Origin of the sequence: Shewanella profunda, from assembly GCF_023283765.1 — a bacterium.
Taxonomy (GTDB): domain Bacteria; phylum Pseudomonadota; class Gammaproteobacteria; order Enterobacterales; family Shewanellaceae; genus Shewanella; species Shewanella profunda.
The window spans coordinates 1-15,992 of sequence record NZ_JAKILG010000068.1; the positions used below are offsets into that span (position 1 = coordinate 1).

A 15,992-nucleotide genomic window follows, 5' to 3' on the forward strand; every position below is an offset into this window, starting at 1 on the left:
TCCACTAATTTATGCATAGGCCCTCCGGTGTGATGGGGTTTCTCTTGGTCGAAAGATCCGATCACTTGGAGGGCTATTAGTTCAAATTTTCTTATCCCGAGTTCAGGTTAGTTATAATTGGCCAGGTAATGTGCGTGAACTGGTAAATGCGATTGAGCGAGCAATTGTTTTAGGTAAGGGACCTCAGATCCTACCAAATGATCTTCCAGAGGAAATCCGTAATGTAATACCTACATATTCTACGGTGGAAACTATCCGTGCACTTCATGATATAGAAAAAGATTATATTTTGGCTGTGTTGGATAAACTCAATCATAATAAAATTCTTGCGGCAGAGAAGTTAGGTATGAGCTTGGCAACGCTTTATCGTAAGTTAAAAGAATATGATAATAGTGCCGATTTTGAGGACTAAGTTTATTATATTTTCTATCACTATGATATATATAAAGTTTATTCAAACTTTATAAGATCTACTACGTTAAGCGCATAATGATGTGCTTTTTAGAATGAGACAGTAGATATCTAAACAAGCTAGCCATTCCCTTTACGCTGATTTGGCATAAGAGAAACGCTCACAATCGTAAAATTACTGGGTTAAAAAACACTATCAAGAGTATTTACGGTAATGATCAATTCCAACAGGAGGTAAATCAAGCATGTTTGCTAAGTAGCGGCTAAAGCATTTGTATCAATTAAACGTCCATAAAGTGTGGTTTGTATCACTTTTTAATGTGTTATTGAAATGTTTGTTAAGTGTTTTAGTTTGTGAAATATTTGTTTTATTTTTTGGGGCAAAAAGGCGTTGTTGTCATTGGATATCTGCGTAGACTGGACATGATTTTTCGTCAGTCTATGAGGGATATAATGATAAAAAGTAAATTAAAGGGATTCGTTGCCGTTGCTTTCACATGTTTGGCAATGACGGCGTGTGGCTCAGATGATGATAAGGATGAAGGTGGTTCTGATCAAAATGCGACCTACGTGCAATTTTATAATGCGAGTGCAGGCAGTACGGCGACAGCCCTAAGAATTGTCGATAAAACCTATGAAAGTGTGACTTATGGGGATGCGATACCGCGCTTTACTTCGACGGCGGGCGTTTCTGCCATTGAGGTGATGGGTAAGGATGCCTCTAATAAAGACATTTCTATTTATAAAGAGAATATCGAATTAAAAGCGGCGACAGACCATTTCTTTGTATTACATGGTGATTTTGCCGAACCCGCATTGCTCAATATTCATTATTCTCGTACTGAACTCGATAAGCTTAATGAAGTCGCTGAAAACAGCAAAACGCAACTGCTGGTTGCGAATACTGCTATTCATGCACAAGCCTTCGATGCCTATGTTTCTAAGGCAAGTGAAACCTTTGCCGATGCCGTTATGCTTGGCAGTGTGGCCTATGGTGAAGTGTCAGGATCACACATTATGGATACGGGAGAGTACCGTGTTTATTTAACACCTGCAGGCAAAACCAATGTGACCTATACCACTTCCAAGATTAATTTTAGTGCTAAAGTGCCTTACAAACTGATCATTAGGGAAGGTTTTGGGGCATGGGATGGCAAAATTACCTTAGATAGTGTCGATTCAACAACCAATGTGCGTAACCATGTTGCTTTGGAAGCCACGGTCGGTTACCGCGTTTTTAATGGGTTAGGTTCGCGCAATATTGATGTCAAAGTCGCTAGCAATAAGCAAGATACCTTATTTAGCAATGTCCCCTCTTTTGGAGTGACTAACTATCAAGCTGCTGAATTTAATGATTTTGGTGTGAGTGTTTATGAGCATGAAACGCAAACTAAACTCTTAGACAACGTACTCATCACGCTCAATCAAGATGAAGTTAAAACCATTTTTATCTATGAGCAAACGAATATTCAGGGTAACAAGGTCAAAGCCTTAGAGATGAAGCAAACTCAAACGCCAAGTCCCTACAGCTTCAAGTTTGATATCCTTAGTTTTGCCGATAAAAATAACCTAACACTCTATTTTTTAAAGGCGAATGACACGATAGAAACCGCTACATATAAAATCACCGATGTAAATGCGGCAAGTCCTCTGTCACTGACAGTCCCAGCTGGTGAGTATTCTATAAAAATCATTTCGGTTGAAAATGGTACTAAAACTGTAATTTATGCATCTGATTTAATTGATTTTAGTAATGAAGATAATGTGACTATGGTGCTGAATGTCGATCCTTCGACTAGCTTTGGCTATAACCTAGTTAAGCTGTGATTGCCCAGTTTAGTTCATTAAGCTAATAAAAAAGCGCTACTTAGGTAGCGCTTTCCTTTTGTGGTAATACGGTTTCGTCGTTGGTTGTTAGATCGTTTTCTATACGCTATTTTTAGCGTCACTGAGTGAACGTTGATAGATGGCGTTCTATGTTAGTGTTCACTTTGTATTGCAACTGTTGTTGATTTTATTGGTCGCCAATTTAAGACAATATGCGGCGCACCGTGCCTACCATGAAATTCCTTTCCAGTGGGCTTCCATTCGGTACGCCATAGCGCGAAACATTTAGAATGGTTGGCTCGGTCGGGCAATATACGTTTGAGTTGATCGCCACCCGTTGCTCAGTGCTCACGCCGATTTTTATATTGGGATATCCCAAAAGATACCATCAGTCATAATGTGATCATAGTTGGCGTGCAAGCAGTATTTAATCATGCCAATGTACAGGTTAACTTCGGTTGGTTAGGTTACTTCATTGTCAGTCTGCAATTTTCAGTTCTTGGCCGGGTTTAATAATGCTCTTAGCATTGAGCTGGTTCCACTTCATTAAATCAGCCAATTTAACCTTATTTTTGCGGGCGATTTTATCCAGTGAATCACCGGATTTTACCTTGTAAGTAGTCGCTTTTACTTCATCGACTTTAGCTTTAGTATCTTTAACCTCGGCCGCGGATTGACTGCTTGCTTTTGGGGTTGTTTGGGCGGCTTTAGCTTCTTTATCATTAGCGGTCAGAGGGGTTAATAGTGTGAGCTCTTGGCCTACCTTGATCCGGTCTGATGTGAGGTTATTTGCTTGTTTTAACTCATTAACCGATATATCAAACTTGGCCGCTATCACACCTAGACTATCACCGGATTTGACGATGTAACTTTGGCTGTCATATCTTTTTTGGGCATAGAGTTTATCTTGGTTTTCCTGATATGCGCCTACGTTTTCAATGGGTAAGGCAATTTGGTATTTGCCTTTACTTGGAATAACATTTTGACGGTAGCCAGGATTATAGGTTTTAAACTCCTTTTTGGTGAGTCCCGCCGCATTGGCAATTTGGCCAATTTCAACCCCATTAGGTGCTGGGAGTCGCTCAAGGAAAGGACGATTGGCAATCGGTAATACTTTCAAATTGTAATGGCTAGGCTCGCGGATAATTTGAATAAAAGCTAGCCACTTAGGTACGGTTTGTACTTTTTTTGCAGGGATGTTGAGTGACCAAAAATCTGTGGGTTTGCCCTTAGCTTTGTTTCTTTCTATTGCGGCTTTTATCACTAACTCACCACTGTTATAACCAGCAACTGCATTGATCCAGTCACTACCTAGGGTGTCGTATAAGTGTTGCAGGTAGTCGAGCACTGCATCGGTTGAAGCAAGCGCATCTTTACGTCCATCATAGGCAGAATTAATGGTTAGACCAAAGTTGCGGCCAGTGGCGGGGATCATCTGCCATAAACCCGCTGGACCATTGGCTTGTGCTAGCGGGTTATAACCACTTTCAACTATAGGTAATAGGGCTAATTCAAGCGGCATATTACGGGCTTCTAGCTGACTGACAATGTAATACAAAAAAGGCTCGGCACGATCGCTGATTTGATTCATAAACTTTTGTTTATCAGCAAAAAATTTACGTTGTCTACGTACTTCCGCTTCATCGTGTACATCAATAGTGTGCGCATGTTGAATTTTTTCCCATACGTCGCTGTATTGCGCTTCAATGGGCTCAGGCGTGCTGCTGGCATCTTGTACTGAGTGACTATCGTTGTTTGTTTCTTCTGGTGTTGTCGTTGTGAATTCTGTTGGCGAAGTATCCGACGAAGTGGCTACGCAGCCGCTGAGTTGGGCCATTAGCATGGCTAGCATAAGCACCGCAAAAGCGTGCGTTTGGCGAAAATGTTTCCGCATGATAGTCCTGTTATTAGGTGACTTAGCTTTCAATATTTGTGCACATGCTAATCTGTTTTCGGGTTTCTGGATAGTTATGCTCAGTTTTTGTACGTTTTGAATATGGGTTCTGGCTTTTAGATTTATCAATAAATGCGCTAACATAGGCGCGATTTTTCACTGATTTGGGTAGTAATGTGCAGACGTTAGCGCAGTTAAGAGCAGGGCAGTTACAAGGGAGCACGCGTTTACAATTGGCCGAGGATTTAACCGGGTTTCCGCGGGAGATTTTTGACTTAGCCGATACACTCGAAATCCTCGATATATCAAATAATCAATTGAGTGAGCTACCTGAAGATTTGTATCGCTTATCTAAGCTTAAGATACTTTTCGCTTCTAATAATCGCTTCGAGCATTTACCCGAGGTTTTAGGACGCTGCACAAATTTAGAGATGATTGGTTTTAAGGCGAATCAAATCAAAACGGTGTCAGCGGCATCCCTACCATTGCAAACCCGCTGGCTTATCCTAACCGATAACTGCATAAAGACCTTACCCGGAGCAATGGGTAAGCTGTATCGTTTACAAAAATTAGCCTTGGCAGGCAACCGCTTAACGGCTTTACCTGAGTCTATGGTCGATTGTCACAACTTAGAGTTAGTCCGTTTATCGGCCAATCAGCTTCAAGCTCTGCCCCAATGGTTATTAAGTTTGCCTAAGCTGACCTGGCTCGCCTTTGCGGGTAATCCTTTTAGCCATACCTTGGTCGATCCGCACGCTGATGTGGCCAGTGTCGCCAATGTTACTCTGGATGAGCTAAAGCTGACTGACAAGCTAGGAGAAGGTGCATCTGGGGTGATTTACCATGGTCAATGGTTAACTCAGTCCATGATTGAAGCCACTGGCTCGGCGCATATTGCTGTCAAATTATTTAAGGGCGAAGTGACTAGCGATGGTTATCCCGCCGATGAGTTAGATTGTTGCTTAACTTTGGGCGAGCACCCTAACCTTATCAAGGCGGTTGCACATATTAGCCAAGCGGATCAATTAGGCTTAGTAATGGAGCTTATTCCCCAAGGATTTAGCAACTTAGGTCTACCACCCAACTTAGAAACATGCACCCGCGATACCTTTAAACCTGATAGCCAATTCAGCCTTGCCGACATTGTAAAAATTGCAAGTCAGTTATCCGACGCAATGGAACATATGCATGCCAAGCAGATAAGCCACGGCGATGTATATGCCCATAATATTATGGTTAACAAAGAGAGGGAGCTGCTTTTTGGTGATTTTGGTGCAGCTTCTAATTTACGACAGTTAACCGATATTGAACGCGTAGCGATGGAGAAAATCGAAATACGTGCATTAGGGTGTTTAATTGAAGATTTGTTGGCCTATGTAGATGCGAATGCCAATCCAGCACATTATGCTCAGTTAACCGCAATCAAGGATAGGTGTATGTCGGCGGATTTGGGGCTACGCCCATGTTTTACAGTATTAAAACACCAGCTTTTAAGCCTGAATGGTTTAGGCACTGCCAACTCATTAAGGGAATAAATCGAGTCATACATCAACTGGGATAGAGAATAAAGATGGTAATTTGGTTTGAAATTGCGCTAGCTTAGCCCAACTAAGTTTCATTACTTCCAATCTTGTCTTTTGTGCCGAATAGGTTTGTATCATTAATTGAGCGCCAACTGCCATGGTTTTCACGTTATGCTTCAAGAAATTTGGCTGAAAATTTTGGTCAAAAACCCGTATGCAAGAGATGTAAGGAGTTGTATATGCTAAAGGAATACTCTATGTCAGCTTTGCCTAATGATTATACCCATATCCATGTCGAACAACCCGGTGCACCTGAGGTGATGCAGTTAACCCGCTCGCCTTTGCCTGTTCCTCTGGTTGGGCAAGTGCTTATCCGCGTGCATGCTGCAGGGGTTAATGGACCTGATATTAAGCAAAGAGTTGGCGCATATCCGCCACCGCCAGGGGCATCAGCCATTATTGGTCTTGAGGTCGCAGGGGTGATTTGTGCCCTCGGTGACGGCGTAAGCCAATGGCAACTTGGGGATAAAGTCTGTGCTTTAGTGCCGGGTGGAGGCTATGGCGAATATGCATTGACCTACGCAGCCCATTGTTTGCCAATCCCAACAGACTTTAGTTATGTTCAGGCCGCCGCATTACCGGAAACCTTTTTCACCGTATGGGGCAATTTGTTTATGCGTGCTGGACTGAAAGCGGGTGAAACTGTGCTGATCCATGGTGGTTCTGGCGGTATTGGCAGTACGGCAATTCAGCTTGCAAGTGCGTTAGGTGCCAAAGTGATTGCCACCACAGGAAAAGATGAAAAGCGCGATTACTGCTTGAGCCTAGGTGCCCATGAGGTGATTAACTATCGAAGCCAAAACTTTGTTGAAGCCGTGATGGCATTCACGCAAGACAAGGGGGTAAATGTGGTATTTGATATTGCGGGCGGTGACTTTATCAATCTAAATTTACAAGCACTTGCAATGGATGGACGCATGGTGTCTGTCGCAATGCAACGTGGCCCTAAAGCCGAAGTTGAACTCTTTCGCTTAATGGCAAAACGTATTGTTTGGACTGGTTCGACCCTAAGGCCGCAGAGTGTGGAGTCTAAAGCCGCCATTGCCAATGAATTGCAAGCAACGGTGTGGCCACTTTTGGATAGTCATAAGGTTGTCCCTAATATTTTTGCGACTTTTCCGCTGAGTGAGGCGCCCAAGGCCCATGCTCTGATGGAGTCGGGGGAGCATAGGGGAAAAGTTGTTTTAACATTGGTTTAATTAAACGATAAGTGAGTTGATGGGATGAATTCCACAGGAAGGGGCCTTAGTCAGTCCTTTGATGGATTAAGGAGCAGAATAAAAACTTGCTGCGATGATTTTTTCGACTAAAGTCGTTAGTGCCTCAACTTTTTGGGGACTTTGGCCGAAATTAATGCGTAATAAGTGAAAATTTCATGGTATGAGGCATTGATTATCGGAAATATTCTGTAAAAATACCCAGTTGAAAACGTCAGAGACAATCGGGCGCTATTTGTGGATCAAAGCAAGCGACGCTTCGCTTATTCAGACTAAAAAACTCATGGTGTATGTGTTGATTTAAGGGTATTGGCATATATGTATAACACAGCAAAGAAACAAGTTTGGTATGGTGAGCTGAGAACATCGAAAGGCAACGCGATTGTCGTCCATGACAACCAGCTGCCAGATGCCTCCCCCGGACGGATCTACCTATACAATACAGAGCGTGATGCCATTGTTGAGTACGTGGAAGATATCGTTAAAGTGAACCTATATGACTTAGACGAGGCTGCGTTAAAAGCCGCTGAGGCTAAGTTTAGTGGTGCATGGAAGGCGGCTAGATCTCAATTTATGAGCAAACATCAAGCTCGTATTGAGCTAAATAATGTCAAAGAAACCGCCCCTGTACGTAAGGTGGCTAAGCCTGAAGTTGAGCCTGAAATTGAAACCGATGCAATCGGTGCGGATTTTGATGACGACTGGGTCGATGATTTTGATGATTAACACAGCGTTGGCCTAGTGGCTAACGCTGTAAGGAATAAAATAACCATTATTTTATTCCTTATTCCTACCTTCTCTCATTTTTTCCAATCTACTTTCTAATACTAAAATCCATAATCTCCTAATTTTTAGGCATAGGTATCAAACTGATAACGGCTAATATGGTGATAAACTTTTCCCGGAACTAACCAAACATTATCGCCAAATAAATTCGTTTGGTTTGGTGAATCAGGTGGCATTTGTGGCTCTATGCATACGCCATGATGTTGGTTGAAAACCTGTTGATTACGACCCACTGTGCCTTTTAAAAAATTGGAACAGTAGAATTGAGCGCTAGGTTGATTGGTAAATACTGTCATAGCGCGGCCGCTCACAGGGCTGCTTAAACAGCCAAAGCGAGCAAGGGAACCTTCGGCATTATCCATCAGATAGCAGTGGTCATAGCCACGGGTACTGGCTAGTTCGGCTGCATTCAGTTTGTCGCCGATGCGAACGGCTTGACGTAGATCGAAAATAGAGTTTTCAACGTTAGCTATTCCAGTGGGGATGCTGACATCATTAATCGTCAGATAACGCTCGGCATCAATTTGCATAAAATGATTGTGGTTAGTCTCCGAGCCATCGAGGTTGAAGTAGCTGTGCTGAGTCAAACTCACAGGACAAGCCTTATCTACAGAGGCTAGCATCTCGACATAGAGATTATTGGCCGCTAAGCGATAGTCTAATTGAACAGTGCAATTACCAGGAAATCCCATATCACCATCGGGACTCATAAGCGTTAAGCGCACCCCGTCGGGGAGTGTGCCTAATTGCCAAGTTTTTCGATTGAAACCTTCATGCCCACCGTGTAAACAGTTAGTCGCTTGGTTTATATCTAGTTGATAATCTTGCCCTTGATAGTGCATTTTGCCGTTGGCAATACGATTAGCAAAACGGCCAGTAATGGCTCCAAGATGGGCATTTTGGGTGAGGTAATCTTCGACGCTATCGCAACCTAATACAATATTGCCACGTTCCCCATGCTTATCAGGTGTCCAAAGGGAGCGGATAATACCGCCCAAGCTGATGACTTCTAATGCGACAATACCATTGTCAATCCGCACTCGTTCGATTTCGCCGCCGCGGGGATCCGTCCAAGGTTCTAATACACTGAAATGTACCATTTAGCTTCCTTCTGTATTTGGCTCACAGCGAGTTAATTTAACCGCTTGATTTTGTTTTTAAAGACAACGAACACCATTGGATCCATTGCTAAATTCCAATGGTATTGGACTAGGGGAGATTTAGAGCGTTAGTGATGTATACCAAGTTATTTTGCTACAACTAGCTATCGATACGGCCCGCACCTGCGCTTGCAGAACATAAATACACAGTGGCATCGATCCCGGTTTTATTGAGAAACTCATGCTCAACTGCCGCCACCACCTCATCCGTAAGCTCATGATCCACTAACGCGACCACACAACCATCTGTCATACGTATGCCGCCACGCTCCCCAATCACTTGGCTGACAATCTCTACTAAGGTATCAAATTCGGGCAAGGTCACTTCGAAATCATCCCTGAGTGAAGCGTGGGATTGCGCCATTAACTGGCTAAATTTAGTGATATTATTTTGTTCGAGTGCACGCGCAGCACTCTGAGTGCGTTTATTCTCTGTCACTACATGTTTGGCACGGCGGTATAAGGTGTCAGTTAATTTATCCTTCGCACTTTCTAACTGGCGTAAATCAAGATGACGCAACGCATCTAAACCAAAATATTCAGCAGCTTGGGCACACTCATCGCGGCGTTGTTGATTGGTGGCCGCTAAACGCTGTTTTTCAATATGGGCATCTATGATGATAAGGCTTAAATTTTCGGGGATCGAAATCGCTTCACTGTCGAGATCTAAACAATCGATCAATAACGCGTGATCCTGCTCGCCCATGGCACTGATCATATGATCCATAATGCTGCAAGCCGATTTAACGTATCTATGTTCACCACGCTGGGCTAATTGTGCCACCGCCATGGGGGATAAGTGTAGTTGGCTGCTATCACTGATGGCTGTACCAAAGGCAACGACAAGGGCGCCGGAGGAGGACAAGCCCGCCGCCAGAGGAACATCACCCACTATGGCTAAATCCAGACCTTTTGCCAACAAACCCGTGTGGGCCATGGCCGCAGTCAGCCCTTTTAGATAATTCACCCAACCATCCGCGGGATCAATATTGCCCTCTTGACCGAAGGTCCACTCTTTGAGTTGTCCAGGAAAGGCATCGGCCACGGCGCGAAACTTAGTATCTTCACGGCGTTTAACGGCGATAACGGTATGAAAATTAATGGCGGCCGGTAATACAAAGCCATCGTTGTAATCAGTATATTCACCGATTAAATTGACTCGCCCAGGGGCTTGATATAAATCGTCGGCTTTAGTGCCAAAGGTTTGGACAAATAACTTAGTGGCGCGCTGCGCAGGGTTTGACATGCTGTGAAAATTTCCAAAAAAGCTGAGCTAATTTCGTTCTTGTCTTCGATTTATATCACGACTGAGTCAGCTATGTAACTGAGATTTTGTATCGTTATTACGATGGATAGAAAAGATAAAATCGATGATGTTTTTGAGTGTCAGTAAATCACCGAATGTAAGTGATCTAGCTATTTGATTATTAAAGAGATAGAAAACTTAAAGTGAGCTAGGCTCAGAGTCATATTTCTCTGAGCCTATCTAAACTTTACGCCTGCTCAACTCGCGTCGTTTAGCGCTTTTGCTGCTAGCGTTTCTTGTTCTTCGAGCGTTTTTTTATCAGAGGCTTGCAGTAATTCATGGATAACATGGTCGACAAACCCCGCGCCTGCCGCTTCGTACAGGTTATAAACACTGTGCACACCTGAAGCTCTCAATGCATCGGCATCATCACTGTACTGAACTATCGCACTGATTTTTCCTGGATAATTGAGTCTTTTAAGCTGCTGAACTGCAAACATATTTCCCGCATGGTGTGGCATGGCGAGTAGTACGAGTTCGAGATTAGGTGCGTGGTCAAGCTTTTCCCAAAAATCAGTATCGGATGCGTCGCCTTTTACCACATTGCGGCCATTGGCCCTATGTAAATCAACCAATACCTGCTTACGCTCGATGCCTAGGATTTCACCATCAAATTTGTCATGCAGCTCATCGTAGGCGCCGCTACCAATACGGCCCATACCTAGAATTACGAAACGGGGATTGCCCATAGGTATCGGTCTGTCTTCTGGATGTAAGGGGCTTTTTTCGAGCTTAATTAACCGTTGTTGGAATCTCTGATAGATATTGCTTACTGTGGCGTTAAGTGGTGCGGCGAGGAGGAAACTAAAGCTTAATGCCACAGCAATAATTACTAGCCATTGCGAAGGCAACCAGCCTTTGCTGGTGGCCACCGCGGCAACAATTAAACCGAACTCACTGAAATTACCTAGGTTAAACGATCCTAACATCGAGGTACGCGAACGTAGTTTAAAACGGGTGAGAATATAGACAAATAACAGGATTTTCAGCGGTACTAACAGCACTAACAGTGCAGCAAGTACCAGATCGGATACCGTAGGTAAGCCATTGAGTCCAATGGTTAAAAAGAAGGCTACCAGGAACAGTTCTTTAAAATAGAATAAAGATTTTGCTAGCTCAGAGGATTTTTTATGCCCAGCGAGTAAGATCCCTATGATTAAGGCGCCTAAGTCAGGTTTTAGACCCACAGCTTCAAATAACCAAGCACCGACAACAAGGGCCATGACTAGTCCGAAAAGCACTAATAATTCACCGTGTCCTACTCGGTCAAAGGCTTTATAAATAAGTGGTTTAGCTAGTGGTAATAACAATAGTGCGAAAGCCCAGACCGAAGGTACATCACCCTTGGAAATGGTTAAAAACAGCACGGCGAAGATATCCTGCATAATCAGGATGCCAATGGCGACACGGCCATAGAGGGATTGTACATCCCCTTTATCTTCCAATACTTTTACCGCGAAAACTGTGCTAGAGAAACTTAACGCAAAGGCAATTAACGTGAGCTGCTCAATGCTAAGGTCAGTGAGCTGAGTTAACCCAATCAGGCTTAAAATTTTGAGAATGGGTACGAACACTAGCATTGAGAGTATCAAGTGCACACTCGAACCTGCCCACACTTCGGCCTTGAATAGGCTACGAATATCGAGTTTTAAGCCAATAGCGAATAACAGTAATGTCACCCCGAGGTTCGCGAATTGTTGCAGTAATGGCAGGCTTTCTTTGTCAATTCCGAAAACAAACAGCACAAAGCCCGCCACTAAATAGCCGATGAGCGGCGGGAGTCCGATCCTGCTGACTAACATGCCGCAGACCAGTGTGATGATAAGCATGGCCGGTTCCATAATGCTCCAATTTAAAAAGTCCACAATAGGGATGGATTGTATAAGAAATCGATGACAGAGCGATAAAAAAACGGACTTTTAATTAAAAAAAGTCCGCTTTTTCTTGTGGTTGTATTAAAACAGCCTCTAAACCAGAATTACCATAAATTTCCTATCGGATGCAGTTTAACTTACTGTTTTACTTGAATTATAGTTATTTTACTAGATGATCTAAATGGGCAGCAAAGTCCTTTGGCCCCATAAAGCCGGTAACGCGTAAGTCTTCCCTTTGCGCGCCCTGCTCGTTAAACATCAACAGAGTTGGTAAACCGAGCACATTGTATTTTTCTAAAAGTGCCACATCCACGGCATCACTTTTAGTCACATCCGCTTGCAATAAAACAATTTTATTCATGCGAGTTAAGACTTCAGTATCCTTAAAAGTAATGGCTTCAAATTCTTTACAGGCAACGCACCAGTCGGCATAAAGATCTAACATCACAGGTTTGCCTTGGGCCACCGCAGCCGCGATTTCGCGATCCAGATCTTCTAGCGATTTAATGCGTTTAAAGCCATGAGCTTCTTCGGACGTAATCGCAACACCTTTAAAGCCGAAATGGCCCATTACCGCTTGAAAGCCATAGGAGAAGCTGGCTAGTAGGGTCAGCATTAACAGTATTGAACGGGCAGTTTGTTTCCAGTTAAAGGTGCTGAGTTTGTTCTGGTGCATCAAGTAACCCGTGAAACTAATGCCCCAAAGTGACCAGAGCACATCGGAAATGACACCCGTCCAAATACGGCCAAGCATCATGATAGACACGGCAATGAGCAGGAAGCCAAACACGGTTTTGATGATATTCATCCAAGCACCCGCGCGAGGCAACAATTTACCACCAGAGGTGCCCATAATGAGTAGAGGTACGCCCATCCCCATGCTGAGCACGTACAGTGCTAAGAAACCTTGGAGTAAATCGCCCGTTTGCGCCACATAGACTAATGCACCCGACAGTGGTGCCGTAGTGCAAGGGGAAGCCACTAGACCTGAGATCACCCCCATCAAAAATACGCCAACTAAGTTGCCGCCCTTTTGACTGTTTGACACTGAGTTCATTTTTTCCTGCCAGCGTGATGGCAGTTTTAAATCATAGAGACCAAACATTGATAAGCTAAGTACAAAGAACAGGATAGCCAACACCACTAGCACCGCCGGATGCTGCAGTGCTGCTTGATATTTCATCCCCGCCGATGCGACTACTAAGCCAAGAAGTGAGTAAGTAATCGCCATACCTTGCACGTAGGCCATGGACAGCGTAAAGGCTTTAGTGGTTGAGAGTTTTTGCCCTTGACCGACAATAATACCGGACAAAATTGGGTACATAGGAAATACGCACGGCGTTAGGGCTAAGCCAATACCTAAGCCAAAAAAGATCACCAAGGTCCAAATTAAGCTGTCGTTCGATAGCATTTGGCTCAGGGTATCTTGTTGGGTGATAGGTTGAGTGGGTGCCTCTGTGCTGACTTGTTCAGTACTCGCGGCTTCACCACTGACTACAACACCGTCGTTGGGAGCCACGGCTTTAAGGGATACTTCGCGCTTAGTGGGCGGATAGCATAATTTACCTTCGGCACAACCCATAAAAGTGACAGTGAGTGTGCCATTCTCATCCGCTTGCTTTAGGCCAACGGGAATATCCACATAGGTGTAATAGACTTGTTGTTCGCCAAAATACTCATCGTTATGTGGTTTTCCCTGAGGCAGGGCAACAGTACCTAATTCGGCGCCATTGACGGAAAATGCCAGTTTATCGCGGTACATATAGTAACCGTCGGCGATAACCCAATTGAGTTTGACTTGATTTCCTTCCTGCTTGTAATCGAAAACAAATGCCTTATCGACCGGCATTAGTTCTGGTTCACTTTTTAAAAACCCAAAGGTGTTTGCTAAAACGCCCTCGCTATAGGTTAATGGAGCGAGGAGTAATAAAGAGGTGAAGATAAGGCTAAGTAGTTTTTTCATGGCTGAGTGTTATCTTTTATCCAATCTAAGTAGGCTGGTAGCCCGTGAGTCACTGGTACGGCAATTATTTCAGGTACTTGATAAGGGTGGAGTGTTAGCACAAGTTGTTCTAACTCGGCATAACGACTTTGTAAACATTTAATGTGTAAGCTAATTTCTTGCTCTTCACAGATGTTACCTTCCCAAGAATAAATAGAACGTATGGGAGCCGATATATGCACGCAAGCGGCAATACGCGACTCGATTAAAGCTCGGGCTAAGGTATTGGCCAGTGCTTCATCTGGGCAGGTAGTGCTCACCACTAAATATTGATCTTGCATGGTATTGGGTATCGTCCCTTAACAATCTTAAATTTCACTTAAGCCCATTGGGTTAAACTACTTTACGTGTTTTCATGGTCTCATACATTAACGCGTTAACAAAAGGGTGAGCTAAATTACATTCCCCCGTGGACTATGCTCGCGGCGACGACTTGATTTAAGACCGGACAACCCCCATTTAGTTTACAGTGATAGTCAGATAAAAACGGATAGTGAGATAAAACTGAGGTCGGTATGTTATTAATTCTATTTTTACTTTTTGTGCTGATCCCTGTGGTTGAGCTATCGGTGCTAATACGTGTTGGTGAAGTATTAGGAACTTGGACAACCATTGGCTTAGTACTCTTTACTGCGGTACTTGGGGTGTCACTGGTGCGTAGCCAAGGGATCAGTACCTTAATGCAAGTACAACAAAAGCTCACTAGGGGCGAAGCGCCAGGGCAAGAAATTGTCGAAGGTATGATGCTAGCTATGGCAGGTGTTTTGTTGGTTATTCCTGGATTTGTAACGGATTTTATTGGCTTACTGCTCTTAACCCCGTTAACCCGTCGCCCCATTGCCGCCTTGGTGTTTAAACGTATGCAGCTGCGAGTGGTTGCGGGATTGCATGGCGGGATGAAGGGGAATTTTAGTGCAGGACCCTTTGGACAACATACACAAGGGCAAGGTCCAGAGTCGAATCCATTCGGGCAGTCTCCCTTTGAGCAGGATAAACCCACCGAGGGAAATATCTACGAGGGCGATTTTGAGCATAAAGACGACCCAAGTGATAAAAAGCCTGAGATCCATCAAATTTCAGATAAAGAAATAGATCCAAAGGATCCTAAAGCTTAAGCGTTAGCTTTATCTATGTTTCCAATATGTTAATCAGCGTTCTATTTAAAATAAGCTCCTAGTGGGAGCTTATTTAATCCCCTGATGCCTACTCTTTAGGTAGATTATCAGAGATAAAGTAAGGGGAAAGCTAAGGCAGCTTCCCCCATTAAACAACTTACTTTGTTTTGTTAAGTTGTTTAGCAAGTTTTTTAAGCTTACCTTCTTGCTTGGCGATTTTAGCTTGACGTAGTTTGATTTCTTTCTTGATTTGTTTTGCTTTTGCCATGATGACATTTTCCTTTAATTTAAATTAATATTTATATATCAACTGATTACTGATTATCTGGCAACCTGTTTTCAGCCACAAAATTACGTATAAATCGACGTATTTCCCGAGCTGCACTGGTGTCTAATTCTTCGCACAAGCTAACAAACTCATCGCGTTCGATGTCATTAATGCGGAGCACCAACTGGCTATTTTTCTTCTTCACTTTCTTATTATCTATCATAATGTTGAACCAATAATTAGATGATTTTAACTAACCAAACAAAAGTAAAGAAAGCCATTAAAGCATATCTCTTGTATGTCGAATGTATATACAAAGCAAATACTAATCTTATTGATCGTAAACATCAACCCAATACTAAAAAGTTCATAAAAATGAAACAAAGGTATGTCAAGCCAACTTGTTAAAAACGACACAAAGCAACTGTCAGCTTAAGACAGGGCGGGATCATACTTTGTTAACTAACGGAAACTTTTAGGCTTAAACAGGATCAGAGCAAGCATGTTATGCTAACGACCTATTCCCTATGTCACTGTTTGAACACTTGA

General features: G+C 43.3%; 13 protein-coding genes and 1 pseudogene. 7 read left to right on the top strand and 7 right to left on the bottom strand.

What is annotated here, in order from left to right:
• Positions 1 to 85 precede the first annotated feature (85 nt).
• The 3 genes and pseudogenes from L2744_RS20225 to L2744_RS21745 all read left to right on the top strand — a co-directional run.
• Positions 86 to 412, top strand: a complete 327-nt coding sequence (locus L2744_RS20225) for a helix-turn-helix domain-containing protein (protein ID WP_446539696.1) — start codon at positions 86 to 88, stop codon at positions 410 to 412.
• A gap of 452 nt (positions 413 to 864) precedes the next feature.
• On the top strand, positions 865 to 2,238 hold the full coding sequence (locus L2744_RS20230; protein WP_248993574.1) for a DUF4397 domain-containing protein: 1,374 nt from the start codon (positions 865 to 867) through the stop codon (positions 2,236 to 2,238).
• 160 nt (positions 2,239 to 2,398) lie between these two features.
• Positions 2,399 to 2,730: pseudogene (locus L2744_RS21745) on the top strand (sterol desaturase family protein); the annotation flags it as partial.
• On the opposite strand, the gene L2744_RS20235 reads toward L2744_RS21745, so the two are convergent.
• Positions 2,717 to 4,132 (bottom strand): LysM peptidoglycan-binding domain-containing protein, encoded by a 1,416-nt coding sequence (locus L2744_RS20235; RefSeq protein WP_248993575.1) that lies wholly within the window; start codon positions 4,130 to 4,132, stop codon positions 2,717 to 2,719. The pseudogene L2744_RS21745 and the gene L2744_RS20235 sit on opposite strands and share 14 nt — an antisense overlap.
• Before the next feature lie 176 nt (positions 4,133 to 4,308).
• Between L2744_RS20235 and L2744_RS20240 the strand changes: the two genes are divergently transcribed.
• The 3 genes from L2744_RS20240 (at position 4,309) to L2744_RS20250 (ending at position 7,658) form a co-directional block, all read left to right on the top strand.
• Positions 4,309 to 5,667, top strand: coding sequence for a protein kinase (locus L2744_RS20240; RefSeq protein WP_248993576.1), 1,359 nt, complete (start codon positions 4,309 to 4,311; stop codon positions 5,665 to 5,667).
• Between the two features lie 245 nt (positions 5,668 to 5,912).
• Positions 5,913 to 6,914, top strand: coding sequence for an NAD(P)H-quinone oxidoreductase (locus L2744_RS20245; RefSeq protein WP_248993585.1), 1,002 nt, complete (start codon positions 5,913 to 5,915; stop codon positions 6,912 to 6,914).
• A gap of 336 nt (positions 6,915 to 7,250) precedes the next feature.
• Positions 7,251 to 7,658, top strand: a complete 408-nt coding sequence (locus tag L2744_RS20250; RefSeq protein WP_248993577.1) for a hypothetical protein — start codon at positions 7,251 to 7,253, stop codon at positions 7,656 to 7,658.
• 125 nt (positions 7,659 to 7,783) lie between these two features.
• On the opposite strand, the gene L2744_RS20255 is transcribed toward L2744_RS20250, so the two are convergent.
• The 5 genes from L2744_RS20255 to cutA all read right to left on the bottom strand — a co-directional run bounded on the left by L2744_RS20255 (position 7,784) and on the right by cutA (position 14,341).
• Positions 7,784 to 8,818 carry an aldose epimerase family protein gene (locus tag L2744_RS20255; protein WP_248993578.1) on the bottom strand — a complete coding sequence of 345 codons (1,035 nt, stop codon included), beginning with the start codon at positions 8,816 to 8,818 and terminating at the stop codon, positions 7,784 to 7,786.
• Between the two features lie 160 nt (positions 8,819 to 8,978).
• A complete protein-coding gene (galK, locus tag L2744_RS20260; protein WP_248993579.1) occupies positions 8,979 to 10,124 on the bottom strand; it encodes a galactokinase in 1,146 nt (381 codons plus the stop codon).
• Between the two features lie 257 nt (positions 10,125 to 10,381).
• The gene (locus L2744_RS20265; protein ID WP_248993580.1) at positions 10,382 to 12,025 is read right to left on the bottom strand and encodes a cation:proton antiporter domain-containing protein; all 1,644 of its coding nucleotides are present in this window, start codon (positions 12,023 to 12,025) and stop codon (positions 10,382 to 10,384) included.
• 193 nt (positions 12,026 to 12,218) lie between these two features.
• On the bottom strand, positions 12,219 to 14,021 hold the full coding sequence (locus tag L2744_RS20270; protein ID WP_248993581.1) for a protein-disulfide reductase DsbD: 1,803 nt from the start codon (positions 14,019 to 14,021) through the stop codon (positions 12,219 to 12,221).
• Positions 14,018 to 14,341 (bottom strand): divalent-cation tolerance protein CutA, encoded by a 324-nt coding sequence (gene cutA / locus L2744_RS20275; RefSeq protein ID WP_248993582.1) that lies wholly within the window; start codon positions 14,339 to 14,341, stop codon positions 14,018 to 14,020. The genes L2744_RS20270 and cutA overlap by 4 nt, the downstream gene beginning before the upstream one ends.
• A 234-nt stretch (positions 14,342 to 14,575) precedes the next feature.
• Here cutA and L2744_RS20280 point away from each other — a divergent pair, with 234 nt between their 5' ends.
• Complete coding sequence (locus L2744_RS20280) at positions 14,576 to 15,175, top strand: FxsA family protein (protein WP_248993583.1); 600 nt, start codon at positions 14,576 to 14,578, stop codon at positions 15,173 to 15,175.
• 314 nt (positions 15,176 to 15,489) lie between these two features.
• Here the strand turns inward: L2744_RS20280 and L2744_RS20285 are convergent, their stop codons facing one another.
• Entirely contained in the window at positions 15,490 to 15,666 is a 177-nt protein-coding gene (locus L2744_RS20285; RefSeq protein WP_248993584.1) for a hypothetical protein, read from the bottom strand.
• Positions 15,667 to 15,992: the final 326 nt, after the last annotated feature.

Coding starts and splice junctions, on each gene's coding strand:
- L2744_RS20255 (WP_248993578.1), bottom strand. CDS start 8,818: ATGGTACATTTCAGTGTATTAGAACCTTGGACGGATCCCCGCGGCGGC.
- L2744_RS20230 (WP_248993574.1), top strand. CDS start 865: ATGATAAAAAGTAAATTAAAGGGATTCGTTGCCGTTGCTTTCACATGT.
- L2744_RS20250 (WP_248993577.1), top strand. CDS start 7,251: ATGTATAACACAGCAAAGAAACAAGTTTGGTATGGTGAGCTGAGAACA.
- L2744_RS20245 (WP_248993585.1), top strand. CDS start 5,913: ATGTCAGCTTTGCCTAATGATTATACCCATATCCATGTCGAACAACCC.
- cutA (WP_248993582.1), bottom strand. CDS start 14,341: ATGCAAGATCAATATTTAGTGGTGAGCACTACCTGCCCAGATGAAGCA.
- L2744_RS20235 (WP_248993575.1), bottom strand. CDS start 4,132: ATGCGGAAACATTTTCGCCAAACGCACGCTTTTGCGGTGCTTATGCTA.
- L2744_RS20285 (WP_248993584.1), bottom strand. CDS start 15,666: ATGATAGATAATAAGAAAGTGAAGAAGAAAAATAGCCAGTTGGTGCTC.
- L2744_RS20280 (WP_248993583.1), top strand. CDS start 14,576: ATGTTATTAATTCTATTTTTACTTTTTGTGCTGATCCCTGTGGTTGAG.
- galK (WP_248993579.1), bottom strand. CDS start 10,124: ATGTCAAACCCTGCGCAGCGCGCCACTAAGTTATTTGTCCAAACCTTT.
- L2744_RS20270 (WP_248993581.1), bottom strand. CDS start 14,021: ATGAAAAAACTACTTAGCCTTATCTTCACCTCTTTATTACTCCTCGCT.
- L2744_RS20265 (WP_248993580.1), bottom strand. CDS start 12,025: ATGGAACCGGCCATGCTTATCATCACACTGGTCTGCGGCATGTTAGTC.